Genomic DNA, 24,291 nt, shown 5'->3' on the forward strand with positions numbered 1-24,291 from the left:
GGATCAAAGGTCAATGACTAGGCGTGCGCTTTTGGCCCTGGAGCAGCACACGGCAATCTGGTCGTTATCTTCCTTTTCTTCTTCGCTGAGAAAGTGGTCACGGTGATCGGGAGTACCCTCCAGCACCTCGCAGATACAGGTGCCGCAAACCCCCTCTTCACAGGAAACATTGACCTTGACGCCTGCCGCCTTGAGCGCCTGGGCGATGGACATGCCCTCTTCCACCTGAACGGTGACGCCGCTGGCAACCGCTTCAACTTCAAAAGCGCCGCCGCTGGTATCCACTTCTGCAGAGAAGTACTCTGAATGCACACGGCTCTGTGGCCACTCCGCCTGACGGGCAGCATTAATCACCCAGTCCATAAAACCGGTGGGGCCACAGACATAGAGGTGGGTCTGGGCGGGTTGTGACGCCAGCAACGTTTCTATTTCCAGCCGCTGGGAGGCCTCCTCATCATCGAAGTGCATAACTAACGCATCGCCAAAGGCAGACTCAAGCTCATCAATAAAAGCTGCCTTTTCACGCCCGCGGCAGCAGTAATGCAACTCAAAGGAGCGTCCGGCATCGCGCAGCTCGTACGCCATGGCAATCATTGGCGTAATACCGATGCCGCCGCCCACCAATAGGCTATGCGGTGACGATCCATCCAGTGGGAATAGATTGCGTGGCACGCCAACCCTCACTTGGACACCTTCGTATAGGCGTTCATGTACTGACTTGGATCCTCCCCTCGAAGTGGGGTCGAGCAGCACCCCGAGCCGATAACGGTGGCGCTCCCCTGGAGGGTTACTCAGCGAGTATTGGCGCACCAGCCCTTCATCAAGGTGAATATCAATGTGGGCGCCTGCTTCAAAGGCAGGAAGATCAGCGCCACTCTCAGCAGCCAGATCGATCACTGCGATCTCATTGGTTTGAAGTTCGCGGCGCACAACGTGCAGGGTCATGATGTCATCTTGCATGGTCATCTCCAGATGCTCAGCGCATGTAAATGCCGCCATTGACGTCCCAGCAGGCACCGTTTACAAAAGCCGCCTGAGGGCTGGCAAGGAAACTCACCATTTGCGCAACCAGCTCAGGGGAGCCCAGCTGGCCTACGGGGATATTGGCAAGCGCCTTATCCAGATTGTCACCGAGTACCTCACGTACCATCGGGGTATCCAGTGGCCCCGGCGCAATGGCGTTACAGGTCACCCCGTCCGCTGCCAGATCACGGGCGAAAATCTTGGTCAAGGTCAGAATCGCGCCCTTGGAGGCTGCATAGTGAGCGCCAGTGGCGGTACCGCCGTTCTGCCCTGCCAGCGACGCCAGGTTGACGATGCGGCCATAACCCCGCTCTCTGAAGTGGCGACCAAAGATCTGGCAACCGGCAAAGACACTGCCAGCGTTGGTGGTCATCACTTCGTTAAAGTGGGCTGGGTCAATATCAAACACCCCCTGTACCGCGGTTCGGGCTGCGTTATTGACCAGCACTTCGCAACTGCCCCAGCGCGCGACAATCTTGTCCAGCACGCCCTGGAAATCCTCTGGCTTGGCGACATCGAGGGTCGCAGTCACCGCGGTTTCCCCGGCCAGATCGAGTTCGGATGCCAGCGCTTCGGCGGGCCCGGTGTCGATATCGGTGATAACGACACGAAACCCCGCCTTATGCAGTGCGCGTACGATGTGAACCCCGAGTCCACGTGCGCCGCCGGTCACCACTGCGGTCTGAATTTTGTCGGGTAGTGGTACGCTCATCAGAACAAATAGCTGAACGAATTCAGCACTCCATCAGCGTTGAGTAGACGCACCACCTTTTCCTGAAGGCGGAAGCCGGTATCGGAGGACGTGAGGGTATAGCGCACATTGGCGGCCCAAATGCGTTGACGCCCAAACTTGTCTTCAACCAGGTGCTCAGCGCATGAAACGACAACCGTATTGCCATCGACGGCATCGATCACAAAACGAGACAAGGTGCGTACGGTGACGGCAGGGGGTGCCGAAGAGATCGAGAAACCATCCTGGAAGCGTTTAATACGATCCCGGCGCATCTTGTCATCGTCGTAACAGAGGTTGAGTACTGTCGCGTAATCGTCGGCGTCCTCGATGGGAATAATGTACAAACCCTCTGGCTGCCACAGGTCGAGCCAAGCGTCGTACTCTTTTGCGTCCAGGATCGCCGCTTCGTGCCAGATAAACTGCGTGACCTGCCATAGCAGGCTTTCATTGTCGATTGTGTTCATTTCGTTTACTCCTGCATCATCCGTTTCCACATCGCATAGGCGGCACGCATGCCCGTTTCATCCGATACATGACCACGTGGCCCTGCCTCGCCCGGCACTTCCTTCTCGATGCCACGATTGACCAGAATCGGCAGTTCGGCACCACCATCGACCCCCCGCTGGATTCGCTCCCAGACCTCGGCATCGTCGGGAGAACCAAAGCCCATGGGGCCCTGAAAGTGTTCATGCAAGCGCAGGCGTACGCGATTGGCGATATCGGGACCTCCCTCCATACCAATGGCAATGTGGCGAATATCAGTTTTATCAACAGCAACGGGCGTCAACACACGGAAGAAGGCCATTGAGCACGCCACGTTAGGGAACAGATTAAGATTGAACCCGGAGCCACCTACCGCGCGCGCAATGCGGCGGACTTGATCTTCCGGGTAGCCTTCGCCGCGCAGCGCCTGCGCCAACTCTGCAAAACGCTCTGGAATCTTGCGATCAAGATCCTCCTCTAGGTCGACGAGCTCGGGAATCATGACCATGACGGAGTGACCGTTACCCAGGTCTTCAACGAAGCCTTCGCCATCAAGGAAGGTGAACGTCTTTTCGGCTTCCTCATCGAGGGATTGCAGGAAGGACTTATGTACAATCGGAAAGTGATAGGCGTCGGTGGTGTTCTCAAGCTGAACCTTCCAGTTCATTGGCACCGAAAACTGATGTTCGCCAAGGGTTTTTACAGGGTATCCACCGCCCTGTTTCATAAACAGATCGATCCACTTCTTGGCAGCACCCAGGAAGTCTTCCAGTGGCTCGATGTCATCGTTGAAAGTAGCAAAGATCATGCCCTGATAGCTTTCTGTACGCAGCTTGAGCAGCCCATGCAGGGATTTGTCAAAGTCATCGCCGTACTGTTCGGGATGCGGCAAGGCCCGCAGGCTGCCATCGAGTCCATAACCCCAGCCATGATAGGGGCACTGAAAGGAGGAAGTTTTACCCTTATGGATTTCGCATACCGTTGCCGCACGGTGGCGGCAGCGATTGACCATGACATGAATATTGCCCTTGCGGTCACGGGCAACGATGACCGGTTCACGGCCTACTTTGGACAGCTTGAAAGACCCCTTATCGGGGATCTCGCTTGCATGAGCTACCCACACCCAGGTCTTGTGAAAAATCTTCTCTTGCTCTTGCTCAAATAGCGCTGAGCTGGTGTACATCGGGGTCGCAATCTTATCGTTATTGACCAGTTGATCTGGTTCTAGCGCGATGTTTTTGACGTCTATTAATTGGTTCATTTTGTTCTCCTCATGCCTTAGCCAGCGGTTGTTGCCTTTTTATTCAGGTACCACCAGCTCACGGCCGATACGTGCCTCGACACGGGCGTATTTCCAGAGCTTATAGGTGCCATCCCCCACCGGGATGGTGCGGAAGAAGTTGCAGGCGGCGACAACAGTCTCGTAATCGGGGACATCGGCCATGATGTAGGCGGTCCAAGGAGCGGTGGTGGAAGGGCCAACCATGATGCGGTCGTCATCCATGATCCCCAGGATAGTGACACCGGGAAGTTCATCGATGCCTTGCATCATCTGGCTGAAGGCTTGCCAGACTTGCTTGCCTTCCTCGGCCGTAGCGTTCATGAAATTTTGGTTGATACCGATGCAGAAAAGTACGCGATGCATAGTGTTGATCTCCGTTGGTTAAACTACGTAGGGGCGGTTATAGGTAGCCCGGTAAAGGATCGTGGCCGAAGAATATGGCGCCGGCGTTCTTCCAGGTGATCTCGCCCATAAAGGCGTGTTGGGTGCAAAGCTGCGAGTCGCGCAGGATTCGCGACAGGGGGTGGGCGTTGTCGGCACCGGTCATGCCGCTTATCTGATACACGCTGCGAATCGACTCGGCGCACTCCTGGGTCAAATGAGTGGTGGAGAGTCGCAGCAGGTTGACCTGCTCACGGCTTGGCTCTCCACCGGCCTGAATGCTTGCCCAGGCGGCGTCGGTACTCTCATAGAAGAAGGCGCGGGCGGCGCGAACTTTGGCCTCGGCCTTGCCGAGGGCAATCTGAGCATACTCACGCTCACCCAGGTTGGGGGCACCGGTGACTGATTTACGCCCACCGGCCATGGCGCGGACGATATCCAATGCCTCCCGGGCCAAGCCCAGGGTAGTCACTGCCAGCACCTGAGCAGCGAAGGAGAGTGATGGGTAGCGGAAGAAGGGGGTATCGACGTTGGGCTTACCGCCGCGCACAAAGGTCCATGCCTCTGGAACATAGGCGTCCTCGACCACGAGGTCGTGGCTGCCGGTGGCTACCATGCCCAACATATCCCAGGTCGGGTCGATCTTCACTTGGTCGCGAGGCAGCACTGCCATGCGCGGCAGAGCACCCTCTTCGGCGGGGAGAATGCCCACGCCACATAGCGATGCCCCCATACAACCGCTGGCAAATTTCCATCTCCCTTTGATACGGAAACCGTTATCGACCCGCTCAGCGGGTTGGGGCGGAAAAATCCCGCCAGCGAAGACGATATCAGGGGAATCCCCCCACACTTCCTTTAGGGTCTCCTCGGGTAACGCGGCCAAGTAGGCGGGGTTCATGCCAAAACTCGCTACCCAGCCAGAGGAGCCATCTGCCGCCGAGATCGCTTCGACCATTTTCAGGAACTCGGCGGGCGACTTCTCGTCACCGCCGTAGGTGGCAGGTACCATGGCGCGATAGACGCCAATGGCTTTGAACTCGTCAATGATGTCCATGGGGATATGGCGCAACTCCTCGAGTTCTTTGCGCCGAGATCGGATTGACTCGAGCAACGCATCAAAGCGCTCCTCGCCTCCCCACTGTGATTTATCAATGTGTTGTTGCATGATTCGCTCCTTTTTTTTGTTCCTCTCCCGCCGACGAAACCCGGTTCATGAGTTGCGAAGCCGCCCGGCAAACGTCCGCGTCATTGCCACGACGTCCAATCAATTGCACGGAGACAGGGAGTGCTTGCTGAGACTCAAGAGGGATCGATAAGGCGGGATGCCCTGAAAGATTGAAGGGGCGCGCAAGGGACGATATTTTCAGATCCTGGTGGCCCGCAAATGCATCCTGAGCGGTCATGGGAAAATGCGGCAACGTCGGCAGCACCAACACATCATGCCGCTCTAGCAGTGCATCTACTTCGGCGGTAAAGGCACGACGTACCCGCTCCGCCTCCTTTAGCTCGGCATCGGTCGTCGCGGCAGCGGCTTTCAAACGCTGATCGACATCCGCGCCCACCTTGCCTGTGGCAAGTAACGCCTCGCAGGCACGGAAAGTTTCGCGATTGATAATCACCATGGCAGCCTCAAACGCCTCAGCCATAAGCGGCAAGGCAACATCTCCACGCGCCATTCCAGACCGACTGAGCTGGTCTTCGATACTTGCCCAAATAGCCGACTCGGCATTTACGCCGATGCACCCCAGAACAGGCGCGGCCCCCTCCATTGACGACTGAAAGTGAGGGTCAATCGCCGCCATGAAAGCTATCAGTACGTGAAGGTCACAAGCCAAGGGGCCTACGCAATCGAGGCTACTTTCCGCGGGCATAACGCCGCGGCGACTCAATCGCCCGAAGGTGGGCTTAAGGCCGTAGACCCCGCAGCAGGCAGCGGGGACACGAATAGAGCCACCGGTATCTGTACCAATGCCAATATCGGCAAGGCCAGCAGCCACCGCGGCGGCCGACCCACTGGAAGAACCACCAGGGATAAGGCTGGGGTAGCGCGGATTCTCTGGCGTGCCAGCCCAGTCATTGATGCCCGTCATACCAAACGCCAGTTCATGCAGGTTGGCCTTCCCCACGATGTGGTATCCCGCTTTGAGCGTCCGCTCGACGATCGCTGCATGAGCCGCGGCTGGTGGTGCGTCAGCAAGGGCAGCGGATCCTGCACAGGTGGGGAAACCGGCGATATCGATCGTATCTTTGACGACCACTTTGCACGGCCCCTGCCCCAGGCTTAACCTCGATGTCAATATAGTCACCTCAGCCACCTCGCTAGACTTATCACATGAAATTTCAAGTAAATAGGCATAAAATTTATAACTATTCATCTAATCGGGTGAACGCTAAAGAACGAACAATACGATCTGAGGGAGCACTAACAGCAAGGCAATGCACAGCAGATAAGGGGGTATGAAGTAACCTACTCCACGGAATGTCTCACCCATTCGTAACTCTGCATCCAGGCTCTTTACAATGAAAGCGTTCACTCCCACCGGCGGTGTAATTGCCCCCATGCTGGTAACGATACAGACCACCACGCCGAACCAAATTGGGTCATAACCTAAGGCAAGCGCTACGGGAAAGAAAATCGGAATGGAGATAATTAAAAATCCCATCGCATCCATTAGCGCTCCGCCGATCACATAGATCAACAGGATACAGGCCATTACCATTATCGCTGGCAAGGGCAGTGCCGCCGCCCACTCACCCACCATGTAAGGCAGTCTCGTAATGGTAAGAAAGCGCCCGAAGATGACCGCTCCAGCAACCAACATCAAGATCATGGCCGACGACTTGAGAGCATTAGCGATAGCCTCATTTAAGACGGCCCAAGAGAGCTTTCCTTGTATCAGGGTAATCAGCATTGCACCAATGCAGCCCACCGCAGCAGCTTCTGTTGAGGTGAACCAGCCTGCGAATAGCCCACCCAGTACCAGTGTAAAGAGGGCACCAATTTCGATAATACCTTTCAGCGAACGCCACCTTACGGACCAGCTCGAACGCACACCTGCGGGGCCCATATCAGGGCGACGGCGACAGAGTAGCCCAATCGTCGCGATGAACAGCACTACCAGGATAAGACCAGGGACAATACTGGCTAGAAACAGGTCGCGAATGGCCAACTCGGCTTGCAGCGCAATAACAATCAGCACCGAGCTTGGTGGGATGATGACTCCCAGCGTGCCCCCCGCCGCGACACTGCCAGCACTGAGCGCGCGGTTATAGCCAAATTTCTTCATTTCGGGGAGAGCAATGGTACCGACAGTGGCTGCCGTGGCCGTGTTCGAACCGCTAACCGCTGCAAAACCTGCGCTGCTAAGGATCGTTGTTGTGGCCATGGAGCCACGGAAATGGCCTATCCAGGCATAGGCAGCCGCAAATATCTTTTCCGTTATTCCAGAGCGAAACAGTAGTTCCCCCATAAAGATAAATAGGGGTATGACACTCAGAGAGTAACCCGATAACTGCTCCCAGATTCCTGAGCTAATAACGTTATACGCGGCAATAGGGCTAGTCATGTAAAGCATGCCAAAAAAGCCCACCATAAACATAGCGAAGCTAATAGGCATTTTTAACAAAATAAGAAGAAACAAACAGAGCACGCCTAACAAAGCTACCAGCGTCATACTCATTGTGTTACCACCTTTTTTAAACTACTCAAAAAGTCTGCTAAAAGAACAATACAAAAAGCAGAAAACCCTAATGCCACTAGATAAACAATGGGATAAAACGCAATACGCAATGTTTGCGATAAAGAGCCTCGTTGCATAGCGCTAAAGCCATACTCCCAAAGTTTCCAAGCCACCATGGAGAAGAATAAAAAACTTGCACCTGCGACCAAGACGTAGAGAACGCTTTGCAGACGGGCGGGCAAATGTTCGACCAGCAAATCCAGCTCAATATGGGCTTTGGTAAGCTGGGAGTAAGCGAGCGATAGCGCCACTACCACCGCTGTTAGCCAGCCGACCATTTCGGTGGTGCCACCAAATGAAGAGCTAACTTGGCGCATTACGATGTTACCGACCACCAGAAACACCATCATCAGTAATGCCGAGCCGGCTACATAGAGTAAGAGACGGCTAATTACCCAATTAAATTTATTCATGGTAACTACCTAGGTCTATCAACATGGCGCTTACTGGGCGCAAATAAATGCGCTCAGACAAAAGCGTAGGCAACTATTGGTTTTGTTCGATCAGCTCAATAAATCGATCGCGCAACTCAAAGGCAGGAAATCCTTGAGCAGCCACCTCTTCCAGCCGTTGCGCATTGATGGGCTCCAGCAAGCTCGACCAGCGCTCAGCCTCTTCCTCGGACAAGGAGAGCTGCTCAAGGTCATGGTTCTCCGTTGCCCACGCCAGGGATTCCTGGATGTGTTCATCGAGATACTTACCTGCGTAGGAAGCCATTTCGGCACCCAATGCATTGATCTCCTGCTGAACGTTTTCGGGCAAGGCGTCCCACCGCTGCTGATTCATCACCGCAACGAAGACAACGTTGGTCAGAGGGTAGTCAGTGATATAGCTCACATTGCGGGCATACTGCAGATCCATCAGCGTCTCACGAGAACCTACATAGCCACTAACGATACCAGCCTGAAGGGCTTCTCCCGTTTCTGACTGGGAGAGACCCACAGGCACGCCGCCAAGGGCTTGAACAACGGCAGTGCTGTCGCCTGGCACCCTGATCTCTTGGCCCTCAAGATTCTCCAGCGAAGTCACGGGTTCTTGCGTATGTAGGTAGCCTGGCTCGGAGGTGAACGCCGTAATGACTTTGAACTCTTCTAAGCCCAGCGTCTCTGCAGGGAACTCTTTGATAAGTTCGTACACTGCCTGGCTGGCTATCTGCGAGTTCACGTCAATACCCGTTAGATTTCCGGCCAAATTGAGTAACGGAAAACGTCCCGGCTCGTATGAGGTGGCAGAGAGACCGATATCGGCAACACCGTTTAAGACGCCATCGAACATGTTGGCAGCCGTCAGTAACGTTCCGCCTGGGAAGGTGTTGACGTTTACCTGGCCATCGGTTCTTTCGCTCAGCTCTTTCGCCCAGTGTTCCATCTGTATGGCAGGAAAGGTTTGGGAAGGCGCAAAGAAGGCATAGCTGAGGTTGATGTTATCCGCTAACGCGCTGGTGCTAAGTAACACCCCAGCGCATACGCCGCTCAAGCGTGTCAGTCGGCGAGAAGTTTCGAGCCACAGCTGTTTTTGGCTGGTCATTGGTCATTAGCCCTATTTGTTATTGTGTTGAATGTCAGGTAAGCCTAGCAGAAACATTCAACATCACATGAAAAGTAAAGTAAATACTTAAATGCATCCCCATGATAAATGCAAAATAAGTACCGTTTTCATTATTATATTTAATTTTCAATCAATTAAAAAAATATGCTACATCTCTCAATTTTCTCGAACTGCTGCAGTAAACGTTTAGGGAGCTGAGTAGCACCAAAAAAGTGCAGCAATATGCAGAAAAGCATGCCCTCAGGGTCACGTTTTACCTCTATCCGCAACGTGTACCATGAAACTAAACCGTGCATTTTCGTTAACACTCAACCTTTAGGTTGCGGTTAATCATCTAACATAAAAAGTTTCCCGCCTGTATCTGCCCGGCCTGACAGTCCTAATAAACGCACTGCCCCCCAAGCACCGGCTAATGCACTTGAAATAACAGGGATATTCAGCTCACTCTCCAACTCACTGGTCACCACTTCTGTACGTAGGCCACCACAAGAAATAAATAATGCGTCGGCCTCGCCTTTTGCACTCTTCATAGCCTCAAGCCCCAATTGGCGCAGCTCATCTTGTGACACAGCAAGGATATCCTCTACCCGCTCAAGCCCCAGCCCATGCAGATGCACAACCTCGAACCCACTTTCAACAAGAAACTCCTCCAGTAAACGGTTCACACTCGACACATATGGCGTTGCTACTACCAAGCGTTTGGCGCCAAACGCGTCAAACGCCTTCGTTACCGAATCACTCATAGTAGTAGCGGGTAGCCCGCTTTCCGACTGCATGATCTCAACAAGCTGCGCATGATACTTAGGGCCACGATAAAAACTGAGTGAGGTTCCCATAAGCGAGACAGCCTGCACCCCGTCAGCAGCAAGTAAACGACTCAGCTCACCAACTCTCTCGATCACACCATCGTAGCCTTCAGGCGTAAGCTTTCCCAAACCCAGCCCCACTGCCACAAAATCTACCTTATCACCGTATAACGCTAGCGGCTCAGGCGGTACTTCGCCGGATGCTGGTGGCACAATCAGCCCTACCTTAGGTTTTAGTGTACTCATAGATCATTCCTCCCCATTTCATTTTACTGATTATCCTTTACCATTCCCGCACGCCGATGGATTTCTGCTAAATTCCTCTACAGCATCCATATTGGGTGAAAAGCCCAAGCCTGGGCTTTTGGGCAATGCAAGTACTCCGTTCTCTGGTACAGGTAGCCCAGTAAAAATCTGTTCACACAACAGTACCGCCGGATGGTGGTATTCCACCAACCCACCATTTGCAAGGCCAGCATGTAAATGCATATTGTGGAAAGGCCAGGCCCCCCCATTGGCGATACTGGTATTAAAGGCTGCCGCCATACCAGCAATCCGTATGCATTGGGTAAATCCTCCGGTAATAGCTACATTCGGCTGTATAATGTCAACGGCCTGCTCTACTAACAAATCACGGAAACGAAACGCCTGCCCTTCGTTTTGGCCTACCGCGATACGTACAGACGTGCGCCGCCGCAACTCACTTAGATGGCGGGCATCATTCTGTAATACTGGTTCTTCGAAGAATCCAAGGTTGACCGGCTCCAACATTTTCGCCAGTTTGAAGGCGTGTACGGGGTCAAGATTACAGTTGGCATCAATATAGATGTCGACTTCATCGCCAACTGCCTCACGTACAGCCATCACCCGCGCAGCGTCTTCTCGAATCACAGCTTCTAAGTTTCGCCGATGTCGATTTCGCATGGCCTCACCTGCCACCGTCATTTTCAGTCGGCGATTGCCCTGTGCCACCCAATGTTTAGCGGCGGCAACTAGTTCATCCTGGCTTAGAAAGCCAAAACCAAAAGTGGTATAGACAGGGACTTCCTCGCGCGCCCCTCCCAGTAGCCTCCATAATGGCACCCCCATCGCCTGGGCTTTTATATCCCACAGGGCAATATCGAGGGCAGCAATAGCATGGGAAGCATACCCAGACTGCCCCCTGGGTGTTAGCACCCAGCTCAGCTCTTCCCATATTGCTTCAGTCGCTATAGCGTCACGCCCCATCACCGTGGGTGCAATTACATTGTTGATCGCTGAGGCGACCACATCCTCCTCCGTAATGGCGGTGAACCCATACCCCTTGATGCCATCTTCAGTCTCAACTTCACACAAGCAGGCTGATAAAGGCATGGTGCGGCTTACGCCTACCACCTCGACTTTGACAGGAATATTCATCGGCCAGGCCTTGACCTTGACGATCCGTTGCGGCCGAAGCTGTATAAACTCATGGTCTTTTTTGTTCATTGATATCTCCAGGCACTCAGTTTTGCCACATGGTTTCCGGCAACCACAGGACAATCTGTGGAAACAGAACCAATAACAGCGATGCAAACACTATGATGAAGAAGAAAGGCAAGGAACCCTTCATAATCTCTTTCATGGAGACATTATTGGCAATGCTCTTCACGACAAACAAATTGATTCCCAGTGGGGGAGTAATGCAACCCAGCTCCATGTTTAGAGTGATAAGCACACCAAACCATACGGGGTCAAAACCCGCATCCAGGGCAAACGGTAAAAACATGGGCGCCACAATGACGACAATGGCAAAAGGTGGCAGGAAAGTGCCCAACACCAACATCATTAGCCATACCGCTAGCAGTGTTAGCCATTTATTGCCAAACAGGTCGAGCAGGCCGGAAGAAATCGCCGTTACAGCACCGTTATAGGAAAGGAAAGAGCCGAGATAGTAAGCAAAGGCAGCAATGATCAACACCATGGAAGTATCACGCACTGTCTTAAGCAACAAACGCGACCAAACCTCAAAGGAAGTCACACGGTAAATCACCAACACAAGCAGTATTGAAGCAATTGCACCCACAGAGGCCAATTCCGATGGCGTCGCCCATCCGCCATAGAGCGCCACCATGATCATCACGACCATCAGGAAAAATGGCAGTACCCGTAACACTGGATACTTGGTCTTACCCTCCTGCTCATCATAACGTCGCGATATTTCGAGTACTTCAGGATTGGCCTTTTGATAACGCCACATGCGCCATACCACGTACATGGAGAACATGATGGCAACCATGATCGCTGGCACCACTCCCCCCATGAACAGCTTACCAATAGAGGTCCCTGTTACCACGCCATAGAGCAACAACACAATGGACGGGGGCGTAAGGATGCCCAACGTTCCTCCACCCACCACCAGACCACAAGCAAGCGCTGGTGGGTAGCCCCGAGAGATCATTTCAGGAATGGCGGAAGATCCAATAGCGGCGGCAGTGGCAGGTGACGAGCCGGACATAGCCGAAAAGACGGTACAGCCCCCTACTGAGGCCACCCCCAATCCTCCAGGAATGGGCAACACTAGGCTGAGAGCTCGGTAAATATCCTTTCCTGCCGGACTAACAGCAATGATCGTTCCCATGAAGATGAACATGGGCACGGCTATAAGATCAATGGAGTCCAGCGACTGAAAGGTATATTCAGCGATGTACCATGCATCACTTCCCGACCCGGAGACCACCATCATTATTAAAGTCGATACTGCAAGTGAGTAGGCAATTGGTAAGCCAAAGAAAATTAGCAGCAACAACAGGCTGACCGTCAAGATGCTCAACAGAATCGGATCCATCAATGCTCTCCCTGTAGGGCGTCGGCAGGCACAGCCTGACCGTGTAGTCGAATCAGGATGTCCAAAACGAGATTGATGATTAAAATGGCAGTCCCAATCGGGATAGCCAGATACGGGATCCAAAGAGGTGGGCCCCATAGGCTCATGGAGCGCCACTGCGTATGCCAAGCATTAAGCACCATCTCTAGCGACGACCAGAACAGCAAGCTGAACAGAACCAAAGCTATTGAATCTAAAACAATGCGATGCGCCAATCGAGCCTTGCCTGTGAAGCGCACACGCAGGATGTCAATAGCAATCTGGCTTCCAGCACGATCAGAGTAGGCAAGCCCCAAAAAAGCGGCATAGATCAGTAGATAGACACTGGCCTCCAACTCCCAGATCGTATTCATACCGAACAAGCCCCGTCCGACCACCGCCCAGGTAATGGCACCACAGGCAAATAAAATGCCGTATGCTGCTATACCGCCAATCAGGAAGTTCAGCCTATCAAGCCAGACTCTTAGACGATTAAGTAAAATAAGCATTCTTACCTCGTTGAGCACAAGTCCTGATCTTGGAAGTATCCCGAAGATTTCTTCCTTATTATGATAAAAGCGGTGCTAGTGTCAGAGGGGAGTCTCTACAGCCTCCAAGGCAGCTTTTCCCTCGGGGACTCGCTCTATGAAGTAGGGCCACGCCGTATCGCGGGCATTCGAAACCCAGGCAGCCACCTCCTCGTCTGAAAGTTCGTTCACCTGTACTCCGGCACTCTCAAACTCCTCGGCGATACGCTGGCTATCCTCAATCATCTTTTCTGCAAACCAAACTTCTGATTCCTGGATAGCTTCCATCACTAGGTCAAAGTGCTCACTGCCAATCTGCTGTTCCATATCTGTAGAAAGCAAGATGGTATGCATGCCACCGATGTAGCCAGGCCCTACCTGCAGATGTTCAATAACTTCTTCCAGGTTGTAACCCTCAAAAGAGGCAAACTGAGTTAGCACCCCGGTTAGCACCCCTGTCTGAAGGGCCTGGTAAAGCTCAGACGCTGGCAAAGATGTAATTGTTGCTCCATTGGAATTCAACATTTGCTCAGAAGCAGCTCCTAGTCCTCGCATTCGCAAGCCGTCAACATCCTCTGGCAATATTACAGCTTTGCCAGTGCTGCCAATGGTGGCCATTGCCCAGCCTGACCCCGCCAGTACGGCTCCTGTGCTTTCGACAGCCTCGGTTAACATGGGCCAGATGGCTCTGTCACGCCAGACTAGTCCATCGGTGGGGGCAGTCACTAAACCGGGAAGTGCACCAATTTCGGCTAAAGGTATCATCCCAGCCAGCCACGGCAGTGGATAAATGGTCAGATCAATTCTTCCCTGACGTAGTGCGCTGTGCTGAGCTTGAGCACGGGAAATTTCCTGGTTGGGGAAAATATTGATAATCACTTGACCATCCGTTTTCTCCGAAACATTGTCAGCAATAAATTGCGCCCATTCATGGCGAGCATCATTTTCTGTATAGGAGTGGCTAAATTTTAAGACTTCATCAGCGATTGCTGATGTACTGAATAATACACCGATATACAGAGCCCCTAGATGGGTTGGCATCTTCTGCCACTGTGTCGCCTTGGGCCGCAGCTGCTTTATATTAGTCATCCGTCGTTATCTCCATTTGTTGTTATGTTGAATCCCAGCAAAAGCCTGACAGAAACATTCAACATCACATGAAAAGTAAAGTAAATGCCCAGATATGAAACGTCTCTTAATAAGCAAAAAACTCGCCTATTAAAATTAAAACAACAGTTATCATATAGATAAATATCATTTAGGAAATTAACTAGCCTGCTAAATAACAAAAAGACTGCTAAATCAGCGCCCGAGCACCAATGCTGTGCGTATTAGATTGGATCTGCTCGCTTTTGACTCAATCATTCAAGAGTAAGCCTTCCATAAGTTATAAACACAGCCTCCATTACTAGCTTAGGGCTCCGAAAACACCTTTCTAACCGAACCCAAAAGCACAAAAAAGCCCAAGCGTCAGCCTGGGCAAGGAGGATAAATGCACAACGGGTAGGCGCTACTCCAGCGGTTCGTAGGGCAGCCCCACATAGTTTTCGGCGATGGTGGTCATGCCTGCTTTGGAGCTAGTGACGTAGTCCAGCTCGGCCAACTGCATGCGGCTGTTAAAATCCTCTTCGTCGGAAAAATTATGCAGCATCGAGGTCATCCACCAGGAGAAGCGCTCCGCTTTCCAGATGCGCTTCAAGCACGTTTGCGAGTAGCGCTCGATCAAATCCGTTCGGCCTTCCTGATAAACCTTCACCATCAATCGATAGAGCGTATTCACATCGCTAGCCGCTAGGTTGAGCCCCTTGGCACCAGTGGGTGGGACAATATGCGCCGCATCGCCGACCAGAAACAGCCGCCCGTACTGCATGGGTTCGACCACATAACTACGCAGCGGCGCGATGCTCTTCTCAATAGAAGGCCCAGTCACAAGCTTTGCAGCGACTTCTTCAGGCAAACGGCGCTTGAGCTCTTCCCAAAAACGCTCGTCCGACCAATCTTCTACCTTTTCATCCAGCGGTACTTGAAGGTAGTAACGGCTGCGGGTGGCGGAGCGCATGCTACACAGACTGAAACCACGCTCGTGGCTTGCGTAAATCAACTCATCAGAGACCGGGGGCGTGTCCGAGAGCATCCCCAACCAGCCAAACGGGTAAACCTTTTCAAACTCTTTAATGCGCTCTTGAGGGATCGATTGGCGGGAGACACCATGATAGCCATCGCACCCAGCGATGTAGTCACACTCCAGCCTGACCGTTTCGCCGTTGTGCTCAAAGGTTAGATAGGGGTGGTCACTATCCAGGTCGTGGGGCTGAACGTTTTCTGCCTCGTAGAGCGTTGTCGCGCCAGCGGCAGCGCGGGCCTCCATCAGATCCCGCGTCACCTCGGTTTGGCCGTATACCATCACTTTGCTGCCACCGGTCAGCTCATCCAGTGCGACCCGCACACGACGGTTGTCGAACACAAGCTCAAAACCGTCATGGGGTAGGCCTTCTTTATCCATGCGCTGGTCAACACCCGCTTCGCGAAGTAAGTCCACCATGCCCTGCTCAAGGACACCGGCGCGGATACGGCTTAATACATACTCACCGCTACGCCGCTCAACAATCACATTATCAATGCCTTGACGATGCAGCAGCTGTCCCAGCAATAGGCCTGAAGGCCCTGCGCCAATAATCGCGACCTGTGTCTTCATAGGGATGCCTCATCATTGTCATTATCTAAAACTTATGACTTGTATTTTTCAATGAAACACGCCGCATAATAAGGCATGATCTAGATCAATTATTGGACATTTAGCGTTTTATTACCCAACCTTAGTCGTAGAGGAGATATAGATGATGACAGCCTCGTCGGCAACCTCCGTTCCGGTATTTAAGCTCTATGGCGAGACACAGCACTGGCCCACGCCCGACTTGCTCCACTGTGAGTCCATCCCCGAGCGCAGTCGTCTGCACGACTGGCGTATCCGGCCGCACCGCCATGCCGACCTCGTGCATATTCTGTTTATTTCTCACGGTAGCGTTGAGTTAGAGCTGGAGGGAACAAGCCACCGGCTGCAAAGCGCTAGCGCTATCGTTGTGCCCGCAATGGCTATTCACGGCTTTCTCTTTTCACCGGATGTGGAAGGACACATTATTACTCTGGCCAAGCCGCTGGCCGACCACTTACATGCACTAATGGGTGAGAGCAGTACGCTAAAAAAAGCCGACTTCTACTCTCTATCCCAGGCAAATCAGGCTGAACGAATTGCCACGCTGGTGGCTCAGATCGACCAGGAGTACCGCCAACCCGCCCCCGGACGCAACAGCCTGCTCGAAGCGCTTATCCAAGCCTTGGTGGTAGAGCTATCGCGTCTTAATACCGCTGGGCATCCAGCAAAACGTTATGGCCCCCGCCAAAGTGACAAGGGGCGGCAGCATATAGAGCACTATCAAGCGCTGGTCGAAGCGCACTATCGTGAACAACCTAGTATTGAGGCGTTAGCCGAGCAGGTAGGGGTGAGTAGCGCGCACTTGAATATGCTGTGTCGACAAATCGCCGGTCGCAGCGCCCTGCAATTGCTGCATGAACGCCTACTACTAGAAGCCAAGCGCCAGCTCACCTATACCAATATGACCATTGGCCAAGTCTCTGACAGCTTAGGCTTCTCTGAACCGGCTTACTTCACGCGCTTTTTTAAGCGTAATACAGCGCTTTCGCCGCGTGAATTTCGGCTGCGTCAAACGGTGGCGGTTAACGAGATCACTAAATAGGATAATGCCTTGGCCCTAGCTGCATCGTCATCCAGCGTAACTCTGTGAACTCTTCGATGCCTGCCTTACCGCCAAAGCGTCCGTAGCCGCTGGATTTCACTCCGCCGAAGGGCATTTGCGGTTCATCGTGTACCGTGGGCGCATTGATATGGCAGATACCCGTTTGTAAGCGCCCTGCCACTTTCATGGCGCGTGCGCTATCGCGGCTGAACACCGCCGATGAAAGGCCGTACTCGCTATCGTTGGCGATGCGCACTGCCTCTTCTTCACCATCAACACGGATCACTGCGACGACCGGGCCAAACGACTCTTCGCTATATAGCCGCATAGCACTGGTCACACCATCGATGACCGTGGCCTGCATGACCACGCCCTCGACTTTGCCACCCGCGGCTAAGTGGGCGCCTTGAGTGACTGCGTCATCGATGAGGCTATTTAGTTTTTCACCTGACTGCGCGTTGATTAACGTGCCGAGCGCGTTGCTTTCATCACGTGGGTCGCCTGCTTTTAGCGCCTGAGCCCGCGCGGCAAACTTCTCCACAAAAGTATCCGCCACTTGGTTATCAACAATAACCCGCTCGGTGGACATGCAGATCTGGCCTTGGTTAAAGAACGCGCCAAAGATTGCCGCGTCCACGGCAGCGTCTATGTCGGCATCATCCAATACCAAAAACGGTGCCTTGCCACCCAGCTCAAGCAGCACGGGCTTTAAATACTTGGCCGCTTGCTCGGCAATGATTTTTCCAACGCCCGTGGAGCCAGTGAAGTTAATCCGCCGCACAGCAGGATGGGCAATTAACGCGCTTACCACGTCAGCGGCATCTTCAGGCGCGTTGGTAATCACGTTGACGATGCCCTCGCCCAACCCCGCTGCTTGCAGCACTTCACCAATTAAATGGTGTGTCGCTGGGCACTGCTCAGAAGCCTTCAAGATCACGCTATTACCACACGCTAAGGGCGTAGCAATGGCTCGCGTACCCAGAATAATCGGCGCATTCCAGGGCGCAACACCCACGACGACGCCACACGGGATGCGCACGCCCATGGCCATGCTGTCAGGCACGTTAGAGGGGATGATATCGCCCTGGATCTGGGTGGTTAACGCCGCCGCCTCACGCAGCACATCAGCCGCCACTTTAACGTTAAAACCTGCCCAGCCAAGGGTAGCGCCAGTCTCTTCTACCATCCGATCAATGAAATCCGCTTGGCGCTGCTCCATTAGTTCGGCGGCTTTCAGCAGCTTGGCGCGCCGCTCCCCAGGGCCCGTTTGTGACCATGCCTCAAACGCCTGGCCTGCGGCGTCGGCGGCCGCGTTAGCGTCACCGACACTTGCCGCCGCAGCAGTGGTCACCACTTCACCGCTTAACGGATTCGCACGGGTAAAGGTGGCTGTATGCTCGGCAGGGGTAGATTGGCCCGCTAACATTAGCTGAGTGGTGAACATGTCATAAGCTCCTGTAGTTGTTGTTGTGATCGCGCTGGCTTGAATAGTGGCAAGCGTACTTGCCGCTAGAGTAGAAACAGCGTGCTTAAAATGGGGAAAGCAATTAATAACGCCAGCCGTATCAGGTCGGAGACGACAAAAGGCGCCACCCCTTTAAATATCTCCCCCAGCCCCACGTGCGGTGCCATCGCTTTAATCACGAACACGTTCATCCCCACCGGCGGGGTCATCAGCCCCAGTTCAACGGTCAGTACGGTCAAAATACCGAACCATACCGGGTCGATACCCATCGCCTGAATAATCGGATAAACCACCGGTACGGTGATTACTAGCATGGCGATGGAGTCCATAAACATACCCAGCACAAAGTAGAGCGCCAGAATGCACAGCACCACGACGATAGGGGTTAGATCCATGCCGTAGAGCAGATCAGTAATCGAAAATGAAATACGCGACACCGAGATGAAATACCCCAGCGTTTCTGCCCCTACCAGCATAAAGAAGACTACCGCGGAAAGCGCCAACGTCTCCTGTACGCTGTGCCATAGCTGGGCACCACGCATGCCTTTTACCAGGGCGTAAATCAGGGTGGCGAACGCCCCGACACTTGCCCCCTCGGTGGGTGTAAAGGCACCAAAATAGATACCTAAAATCATCACCAGGAAAACGCCAAAGAAGGGCACTAAGCCGGTCAGCGAGAGCAGCTTCTCTTTCCAAGCAGTGGGTTCACCCGCCACGGCAAGGGAAGGACGCAGATACATGACTACCGTAATGGTCAGTGAATACATCACCAGCCCCAGCAGACCGGGAATCAGCCCCGCCATGAACATATCGCCAACGGACTGTTCGGTAAGAATGGCATAGATAAGCAGCGCGATACTGGGCGGTATCATAATACCCAGCGTGCCGCCTGCAGCCAGCGCGCCGGTCGCTAAGCCACGGTTATAGCCATAGCGCTCCATCTCCGGCAGCGCCACCCGAGTCATGGTGCTCGCCGTGGCTAACGAAGAGCCGGAGATAGCGGAGAAGATACCGCAAGAGCCCACGGCCGCAATCGCCAGGCCGCCCTTCCAGCCACCGCAAATAACCCGCGTTGAATCAAACAGCTTACCGGCCATGCCCGAATGGGCCGCCAGCACGCCCATTAAGATAAACATGGGTACGGCGCTGAAGCTGTAGTTAGAGAGCACTTCTACCGGCACTGTTTTTAACTGCGCAACGGCTGCGTCCCAACTAATGATTTGCGCAAAGCCCACCACGCCCACGATCAGCATCGTGAGAGCAACGGGCACACGCAGAATCATCAATACCAATAAAAGCCCTAGCCCGATGGCGCCAATCGCTTCACTCCCCATGAGCCGCCTCCTCACCTGTGGCATAGATCATGCCCAGCAGCGCATGCATAAAACTTCGCAACCCCAGCAGTAAGCTGAGCACCGCTGCCAATTGGAAAATGGGGCCCATGGGCAAGCGCAGATCTTGAGTGACTTCTCCGTACTGCGTGGCGGCAGCAGCAGAGTCCAGTAATCCCACAAACAGGATTAGCCCCAGCGCCGTAAAGCCCAGCAAAAATAGCCCTTGGATACGATTTTTTATCGCCTGGGGTAAGCGGTGCGAGAACGCTTCCACCACCACTTGGCTTTTCTCGACATTAGCGGCCATTGCCGCCAATAGCGCGAACAGCATCAAATAGCTAACCAACTCAACGCTGCCGGAAACACGCAACGCAATGGCGCCTTCCGTTAGCCGAGAAAGATAGCGAGTACTGACATCGGCAATGGTGACCGCTAAAAGCCCGATCAGTGCGACCCCCGCCACTAGGCGACAAACAAGGGCCAGCCAATGGCTGGCCCGAAAGAGGAGTTGTTGAAAAGAGAGACTAGACTGCATGAAAACTTACCCCTCTTGGGTACCACAAGACTCGCTAGCAGCCAGTGCAGCCTCATACACCTCGCGGGCTTGACTCAAACCACGCTCTTCCAACTGCGTCAGGTAGTTTTCAATGCCCGTTTCCAACGGTTCCTGCCAGTCAGGATGCTGAAGTGGGTTTTCGATTTCACGGATGGTATGGCCCGCATCAACCGCTTCCTGCTTGCCTTCCACATCTAAGCGGTCAAACACTGCACCGGCGTTTTCAGCCCATTTCATGCCTGAGTTATTATCAATCACCGCTTGCTGCTCGGGGGTCAGGCCGTCATAGGCACGCTGGTTCATGGTGGCGACAAAGATCAGCGTATAGAACGGCACTTCGGTGTGATAACTGACGAGCTCATTAACGCGGAAACCTTTTAAACCTTCCCAAGGAAAGCTTAAGCCATCAATCACGCCGCGCTGCATGGAGGTGTAAATATCGGGCGCTGGCATGCCCACCGGGCTTGCACCCATATTTTCCAGCATCTCGCCCGCGACGGCGGTGGGGCGACGAATGCGCAGGCCTTCTAGATCGGCAGGGGTTTGCACATCGGTGTCGATGGTGTGGATACCACCGGGGCCCGTGGTAAACATAAACAGCGGGCGGGTATCTTCGTATTCGCTATCCAAATGGCCGTCGTCATAGAGCGTTTGCAGCACACACGCCCCTTGGGTTGCCGTTGAGGCGACACCTGGAAGCTCGACAATTTGCGACAGCGGGAAGCGGCCAGCGGTGTAGCCCTGTGCCGTGGCACCAATATCGGCGATGCCGTTGGCAGCGGCTTCATAAATGGAATCCGGTTTGGCTAGGGTACCGGCGGGAAACATTTGAATGGTTAGTTCACCATTGGATTCTTCTTCAATGGTATCAGCCCACGCCTGCAACACATCTTGGTTAACGCCTGAAGGGCCAGGCCAAAAGTGCGCCATACGCAGCGTCGTCTCTGCCTGGGCAGAGCTAACAGCAAGGCCAGCAATCGCTGCCGCCAACACACAACGGGATAGGGACATTTTCATTGGAGCCTCCAGGACTTTTTGGATTATTGTAAGTTCGTATGGCGAATAGTAGTTCGCTTTAAGCATTCACATTAATTCACTATGAGGCGTAGGGCTAATCGACATTCGTCTATGTTCAGGCTATGTCGCCCGGTCTTTTCAGCTTCCTGCCTCGCATCACCAGTGTTGCTGCTTTCACGCTGTCTCCAAAAGGTACAATGACAGGTAAAAGTTGGATTTTTACAAGATCAATGCTCGACCAAGGTCGAACCCAAACAAAAAAAGCGCTGCTTAAGGATAAGCAACGCCTTTTGGTTTTTATTCACAAACTTGCAGACTAAGGGACTAGAAATCGAAAAACACCGTCTCACCTTCACCTTGCAGGCGGATATCTAAACGATAACGCACCTTGCCATCCACTTCTTCACGCTTGGCGATCAGCGTTTGCCGACGCGCCGGAGACTCGATACGTGATAGCACCGGGCACTGCGCATTCACTTCAGCCTCATCATCAAAATAGAGCCGCGTTTGCAGGTGGATGTTCACTCCACGGGCAAACAGCGTCAGGTTAATATGCGGTGCCATTAACTGCCCGCTAGGGTGCTCCACCGCGCCGGGCTTGATGGTGGTTAACGACCACTCGCTACCATGATCAAAGGTGGTGGCGGTACGCCCAAAGCTGTTGAACGGCTTGCTGAGGTCGTAATCGGCTTGATAGTGGCCGTTGGCATCAGCTTGCCACGCCTCGACAAACGTATCGCGCACCAGATCACCGTTGCCGTCGATGACGGTACCGACCACTTCGATATGCTCACCCTCAGCATTGGGTTTGGCCATCTCGTTCCAGATCTCCTCCTCACGGACGGGGTTGCCTGCCGCTGCGAGTGCAAGACCAATATGCACGTAGGGGCCAGCGGTTTGCGAGGCAGTTTCACGCAGCATCAGCGCGCTGGTCGGCTGGCTGTTGGGCTGAATAGAAGGCTGTTTCATGATGTATCCTCGCCCTTATTGGTTTTCAAAGTAGGTTTGCAGCTCGCCGCGCACCACAATGTCAAAGCGATAGGCTAGGCAATCCATTGGCTTGCTGTGGGCCATATCCAACCGTCCGATCATAGTTTCAACGGCGTCAGGGTCCTTCAGCGTATGCACAATCGGGCAGAGAGGAATCAGCGGATCGCCCTCAAAATACATCTGGGTAATCAACCGAGTAGAGATTGAAGGGCCGGTGACTGATACGTGGATATGCGCGGGTCGCCAGCTATTCATGTCGTTGGGCCATGGGTAAGGACCAGGCTTGATGGTACGGAAACGGTAAAAGCCTTGGTCATCGGTCAAACAGCGACCTACACCGCCAAAGTTAGGATCCAGCGGTGCCAGATACTTATCGTTTTTGTGGCGGTAGCGACCACCGGCATTGGCCTGCCACATTTCCACCAGCGTGTGCGGTACTGGCTTACTGAACTGGTCGACAACTCGGCCAAACATGATGATCCGTTCACCTTGCGGCAACCCCTGACCTTGGCTGAAATTCATCAATAGGTCGTTGTCATGCGGCCCCATGCGCAGATGACTAAAATTGGGACCAGTCAACTCAGATACGGTCGGCTGCTGCATGCTCACTAGCGCTTGCTGCGGCGAGCGTGCCACCGAAGTTTTGTAGCCCGGCGCGTAGGCAGGCGGGTGCCAGTTGCGGTCACGGGTCACAAAGCGGTTATGATTATTTTGCATGGCAAAATGCTCTTTATGGCTACAGGGGCAGAGGGGCATTGCCCCTTTACACTTTTACTCGCAAAGTGTGACCTGCGGCTCAGCCCTTGCCAATTGAAGAGTCATCTTCGCCCATAACTCATAGGTTATGGCTTTTACGACCTTAGTTGAATGCGCTCAGCTGCCACCTGGCGTAGGGTTTCGCAAAACGCTTCACGGGGCAGCGACGTTTCCATGCTCGCATTCGTACAAATGCCCACCGAGCCACCATGGGCTTCAAACGGCAGCGCGACCTTCACCAGCTGACCTTTTTCCAATTCTTCGGCCACCGCTTCCCGAGGGGCTATCCAGAGCGCATCACTCTCCAGAGTGTAGCGATAGCTAACGGGCAGCGAGAGAGTTTCCAGCAGCCGCGGCGGCAGCTTAATGGCATGGCGCACGCAGAAACTGTCCACCTGCTGTCGCAGCGTGGTCTGCGGCGGCGGTAGCGCCCAGGGATAGGCAACCAGTTGATCCGCCGTGACCGGCGTGACGTGGGCAAGCGGGTGCTCTTTTCGCGCGACGATAACCAAAGGCTCATAGTAGAGGTGTTCAAAGTAGAGATCGCCAATCTCTCGCGCCTCGGTCATCCGCCCAACCACCATATCCAGCTCGCCCAGGCGCAGGCGCGACAGTAAATAGGCGCTGGCCCCGGTCACCACCGATACACTGGTATCGCCCTGGCCCGGCGGCGCGGCGGTATGCCAGCGCTGTATCGCCACTGGCAACAGGCGGCTCTCAACAGTGGAAAGCGCCCCGACGCGCAGCCAACGTCCGCCCCGGTGGGCATCGCCAATAGCGCTGACGCCTTCATCCAGCGCCCGTATGGCAGGGCCAGCATGTCGGAGCAGCGTCAACCCCGCTTGGGTAAGCGACACGCCTTGCGACGTGCGTTCGAAAAGCGGCGCTTCAAGAATCTCCTCAAGCTCGCGTATTGCCTTGGAAATGCCCGGTTGAGTAATCGCCAGCGCCTCGGCAGCACGCGCAAAGCTGCGCCGCTTGGCCACTTCGAGAAACGCCATCAAGTGACGTAGTTTGATTCGAGCGTTCAGCATGGCGTTCTATATCAGCGAAAAAAGATGCCCTACTTTC

At 53.8% G+C, this 24,291-nt stretch carries 24 protein-coding genes; 1 reads left to right on the forward strand and 23 read right to left on the reverse strand.

All coding sequences use genetic code 11. The annotated features are described in order from the left end of the window. Positions 1-3: 3 nt before the first annotated feature. The 16 genes from ACXUPB_RS20915 to pobA form a co-directional block, all read right to left on the reverse strand. On the reverse strand, positions 4-960 hold the full coding sequence (locus ACXUPB_RS20915) for a PDR/VanB family oxidoreductase (RefSeq protein ID WP_472954527.1): 957 nt from the start codon (positions 958-960) through the stop codon (positions 4-6). Positions 961-976: 16 nt separating this feature from the next. Continuing rightward, on the reverse strand, positions 977-1,735 hold the full coding sequence (locus tag ACXUPB_RS20920) for an SDR family NAD(P)-dependent oxidoreductase (protein WP_472954529.1): 759 nt from the start codon (positions 1,733-1,735) through the stop codon (positions 977-979). Next, a complete protein-coding gene (locus ACXUPB_RS20925; protein WP_472954530.1) occupies positions 1,735-2,220 on the reverse strand; it encodes an aromatic-ring-hydroxylating dioxygenase subunit beta in 486 nt (161 codons plus the stop codon). The genes ACXUPB_RS20920 and ACXUPB_RS20925 overlap by 1 nt, the downstream gene beginning before the upstream one ends. 5 nt (positions 2,221-2,225) lie before the next feature. Then, positions 2,226-3,500, reverse strand: a complete 1,275-nt coding sequence (locus ACXUPB_RS20930) for an aromatic ring-hydroxylating oxygenase subunit alpha (protein ID WP_472954532.1) — start codon at positions 3,498-3,500, stop codon at positions 2,226-2,228. A 39-nt stretch (positions 3,501-3,539) separates the two neighbouring features. Next, positions 3,540-3,884 (reverse strand): hypothetical protein, encoded by a 345-nt coding sequence (locus ACXUPB_RS20935; protein ID WP_041157364.1) that lies wholly within the window; start codon positions 3,882-3,884, stop codon positions 3,540-3,542. A gap of 37 nt (positions 3,885-3,921) precedes the next feature. After that, positions 3,922-5,067 (reverse strand): acyl-CoA dehydrogenase family protein, encoded by a 1,146-nt coding sequence (locus ACXUPB_RS20940; protein WP_472954533.1) that lies wholly within the window; start codon positions 5,065-5,067, stop codon positions 3,922-3,924. Beyond that, positions 5,051-6,208, reverse strand: coding sequence for an amidase (locus ACXUPB_RS20945; RefSeq protein ID WP_350359531.1), 1,158 nt, complete (start codon positions 6,206-6,208; stop codon positions 5,051-5,053). Before ACXUPB_RS20945 ends, ACXUPB_RS20940 begins: the two co-directional genes overlap by 17 nt. Before the next feature lie 84 nt (positions 6,209-6,292). Continuing rightward, complete coding sequence (locus tag ACXUPB_RS20950; RefSeq protein ID WP_472954536.1) at positions 6,293-7,582, reverse strand: TRAP transporter large permease; 1,290 nt, start codon at positions 7,580-7,582, stop codon at positions 6,293-6,295. After that, a complete protein-coding gene (locus ACXUPB_RS20955) occupies positions 7,579-8,055 on the reverse strand; it encodes a TRAP transporter small permease (protein ID WP_350359533.1) in 477 nt (158 codons plus the stop codon). Before ACXUPB_RS20955 ends, ACXUPB_RS20950 begins: the two co-directional genes overlap by 4 nt. Before the next feature lie 73 nt (positions 8,056-8,128). Beyond that, a complete protein-coding gene (locus tag ACXUPB_RS20960; protein ID WP_472954539.1) occupies positions 8,129-9,169 on the reverse strand; it encodes a TRAP transporter substrate-binding protein in 1,041 nt (346 codons plus the stop codon). Positions 9,170-9,516: 347 nt separating this feature from the next. Further along, on the reverse strand, positions 9,517-10,242 hold the full coding sequence (locus ACXUPB_RS20965) for an arylmalonate decarboxylase (protein WP_472954540.1): 726 nt from the start codon (positions 10,240-10,242) through the stop codon (positions 9,517-9,519). A 30-nt stretch (positions 10,243-10,272) separates the two neighbouring features. Next, positions 10,273-11,463 carry a mandelate racemase/muconate lactonizing enzyme family protein gene (locus tag ACXUPB_RS20970; protein ID WP_350359536.1) on the reverse strand — a complete coding sequence of 397 codons (1,191 nt, stop codon included), beginning with the start codon at positions 11,461-11,463 and terminating at the stop codon, positions 10,273-10,275. A 16-nt stretch (positions 11,464-11,479) separates the two neighbouring features. After that, positions 11,480-12,802, reverse strand: coding sequence for a TRAP transporter large permease (locus ACXUPB_RS20975; RefSeq protein WP_350359537.1), 1,323 nt, complete (start codon positions 12,800-12,802; stop codon positions 11,480-11,482). Then, positions 12,802-13,329, reverse strand: a complete 528-nt coding sequence (locus tag ACXUPB_RS20980) for a TRAP transporter small permease subunit (protein WP_350359538.1) — start codon at positions 13,327-13,329, stop codon at positions 12,802-12,804. The genes ACXUPB_RS20975 and ACXUPB_RS20980 overlap by 1 nt, the downstream gene beginning before the upstream one ends. An 81-nt stretch (positions 13,330-13,410) precedes the next feature. After that, positions 13,411-14,436: a TRAP transporter substrate-binding protein DctP gene (gene dctP, locus ACXUPB_RS20985; RefSeq protein ID WP_350359539.1), complete on the reverse strand. Its 1,026-nt coding sequence runs from the start codon at positions 14,434-14,436 to the stop codon at positions 13,411-13,413. Positions 14,437-14,857: 421 nt separating this feature from the next. Continuing rightward, entirely contained in the window at positions 14,858-16,042 is a 1,185-nt protein-coding gene (gene pobA / locus ACXUPB_RS20990; protein ID WP_472954545.1) for a 4-hydroxybenzoate 3-monooxygenase, read from the reverse strand. A 142-nt stretch (positions 16,043-16,184) separates the two neighbouring features. Between pobA and ACXUPB_RS20995 the strand changes: the two genes are divergently transcribed. Next, complete coding sequence (locus tag ACXUPB_RS20995; RefSeq protein WP_472954547.1) at positions 16,185-17,102, forward strand: helix-turn-helix domain-containing protein; 918 nt, start codon at positions 16,185-16,187, stop codon at positions 17,100-17,102. Here the strand turns inward: ACXUPB_RS20995 and ACXUPB_RS21000 are convergent. From ACXUPB_RS21000 to pcaQ, 7 genes are all read right to left on the reverse strand, one after another. Continuing rightward, positions 17,095-18,546, reverse strand: coding sequence for an aldehyde dehydrogenase (locus ACXUPB_RS21000; protein ID WP_472954548.1), 1,452 nt, complete (start codon positions 18,544-18,546; stop codon positions 17,095-17,097). The genes ACXUPB_RS20995 and ACXUPB_RS21000 overlap by 8 nt on opposite strands. Positions 18,547-18,611: 65 nt before the next feature. Continuing rightward, a complete protein-coding gene (locus tag ACXUPB_RS21005) occupies positions 18,612-19,901 on the reverse strand; it encodes a TRAP transporter large permease (protein WP_035556089.1) in 1,290 nt (429 codons plus the stop codon). Further along, on the reverse strand, positions 19,891-20,436 hold the full coding sequence (locus ACXUPB_RS21010; protein ID WP_472954551.1) for a TRAP transporter small permease: 546 nt from the start codon (positions 20,434-20,436) through the stop codon (positions 19,891-19,893). Before ACXUPB_RS21010 ends, ACXUPB_RS21005 begins: the two co-directional genes overlap by 11 nt. 6 nt (positions 20,437-20,442) lie before the next feature. After that, positions 20,443-21,474 (reverse strand): TRAP transporter substrate-binding protein, encoded by a 1,032-nt coding sequence (locus ACXUPB_RS21015; protein ID WP_472954552.1) that lies wholly within the window; start codon positions 21,472-21,474, stop codon positions 20,443-20,445. Positions 21,475-21,798: 324 nt separating this feature from the next. Further along, positions 21,799-22,443, reverse strand: a complete 645-nt coding sequence (gene pcaG, locus ACXUPB_RS21020) for a protocatechuate 3,4-dioxygenase subunit alpha (protein WP_009286272.1) — start codon at positions 22,441-22,443, stop codon at positions 21,799-21,801. 15 nt (positions 22,444-22,458) lie between these two features. Continuing rightward, the gene (pcaH, locus tag ACXUPB_RS21025; RefSeq protein WP_035556096.1) at positions 22,459-23,181 is read right to left on the reverse strand and encodes a protocatechuate 3,4-dioxygenase subunit beta; all 723 of its coding nucleotides are present in this window, start codon (positions 23,179-23,181) and stop codon (positions 22,459-22,461) included. 134 nt (positions 23,182-23,315) lie between these two features. Further along, complete coding sequence (gene pcaQ, locus ACXUPB_RS21030) at positions 23,316-24,254, reverse strand: pca operon transcription factor PcaQ (protein ID WP_009286274.1); 939 nt, start codon at positions 24,252-24,254, stop codon at positions 23,316-23,318. Positions 24,255-24,291: the final 37 nt, after the last annotated feature.

The sequence above is a fragment of the Vreelandella sp. DA03-1M genome, assembly GCF_055725665.1.

Coding starts and splice junctions, on each gene's coding strand:
- ACXUPB_RS20980 (WP_350359538.1), bottom strand. CDS start 13,329: ATGCTTATTTTACTTAATCGTCTAAGAGTCTGGCTTGATAGGCTGAAC.
- ACXUPB_RS20930 (WP_472954532.1), bottom strand. CDS start 3,500: ATGAACCAATTAATAGACGTCAAAAACATCGCGCTAGAACCAGATCAA.
- dctP (WP_350359539.1), bottom strand. CDS start 14,436: ATGACTAATATAAAGCAGCTGCGGCCCAAGGCGACACAGTGGCAGAAG.
- ACXUPB_RS21010 (WP_472954551.1), bottom strand. CDS start 20,436: ATGCAGTCTAGTCTCTCTTTTCAACAACTCCTCTTTCGGGCCAGCCAT.
- ACXUPB_RS20970 (WP_350359536.1), bottom strand. CDS start 11,463: ATGAACAAAAAAGACCATGAGTTTATACAGCTTCGGCCGCAACGGATC.
- ACXUPB_RS20940 (WP_472954533.1), bottom strand. CDS start 5,067: ATGCAACAACACATTGATAAATCACAGTGGGGAGGCGAGGAGCGCTTT.
- ACXUPB_RS21005 (WP_035556089.1), bottom strand. CDS start 19,901: ATGGGGAGTGAAGCGATTGGCGCCATCGGGCTAGGGCTTTTATTGGTA.
- ACXUPB_RS21000 (WP_472954548.1), bottom strand. CDS start 18,546: ATGTTCACCACTCAGCTAATGTTAGCGGGCCAATCTACCCCTGCCGAG.
- pcaH (WP_035556096.1), bottom strand. CDS start 23,181: ATGCAAAATAATCATAACCGCTTTGTGACCCGTGACCGCAACTGGCAC.
- ACXUPB_RS21015 (WP_472954552.1), bottom strand. CDS start 21,474: ATGAAAATGTCCCTATCCCGTTGTGTGTTGGCGGCAGCGATTGCTGGC.
- pcaG (WP_009286272.1), bottom strand. CDS start 22,443: ATGAAACAGCCTTCTATTCAGCCCAACAGCCAGCCGACCAGCGCGCTG.
- ACXUPB_RS20920 (WP_472954529.1), bottom strand. CDS start 1,735: ATGAGCGTACCACTACCCGACAAAATTCAGACCGCAGTGGTGACCGGC.
- ACXUPB_RS20935 (WP_041157364.1), bottom strand. CDS start 3,884: ATGCATCGCGTACTTTTCTGCATCGGTATCAACCAAAATTTCATGAAC.
- ACXUPB_RS20965 (WP_472954540.1), bottom strand. CDS start 10,242: ATGAGTACACTAAAACCTAAGGTAGGGCTGATTGTGCCACCAGCATCC.
- ACXUPB_RS20975 (WP_350359537.1), bottom strand. CDS start 12,802: ATGGATCCGATTCTGTTGAGCATCTTGACGGTCAGCCTGTTGTTGCTG.
- ACXUPB_RS20925 (WP_472954530.1), bottom strand. CDS start 2,220: ATGAACACAATCGACAATGAAAGCCTGCTATGGCAGGTCACGCAGTTT.
- ACXUPB_RS20960 (WP_472954539.1), bottom strand. CDS start 9,169: ATGACCAGCCAAAAACAGCTGTGGCTCGAAACTTCTCGCCGACTGACA.
- ACXUPB_RS20915 (WP_472954527.1), bottom strand. CDS start 960: ATGCAAGATGACATCATGACCCTGCACGTTGTGCGCCGCGAACTTCAA.
- ACXUPB_RS20995 (WP_472954547.1), top strand. CDS start 16,185: ATGATGACAGCCTCGTCGGCAACCTCCGTTCCGGTATTTAAGCTCTAT.
- pobA (WP_472954545.1), bottom strand. CDS start 16,042: ATGAAGACACAGGTCGCGATTATTGGCGCAGGGCCTTCAGGCCTATTG.
- ACXUPB_RS20955 (WP_350359533.1), bottom strand. CDS start 8,055: ATGAATAAATTTAATTGGGTAATTAGCCGTCTCTTACTCTATGTAGCC.
- pcaQ (WP_009286274.1), bottom strand. CDS start 24,254: ATGCTGAACGCTCGAATCAAACTACGTCACTTGATGGCGTTTCTCGAA.
- ACXUPB_RS20950 (WP_472954536.1), bottom strand. CDS start 7,582: ATGAGTATGACGCTGGTAGCTTTGTTAGGCGTGCTCTGTTTGTTTCTT.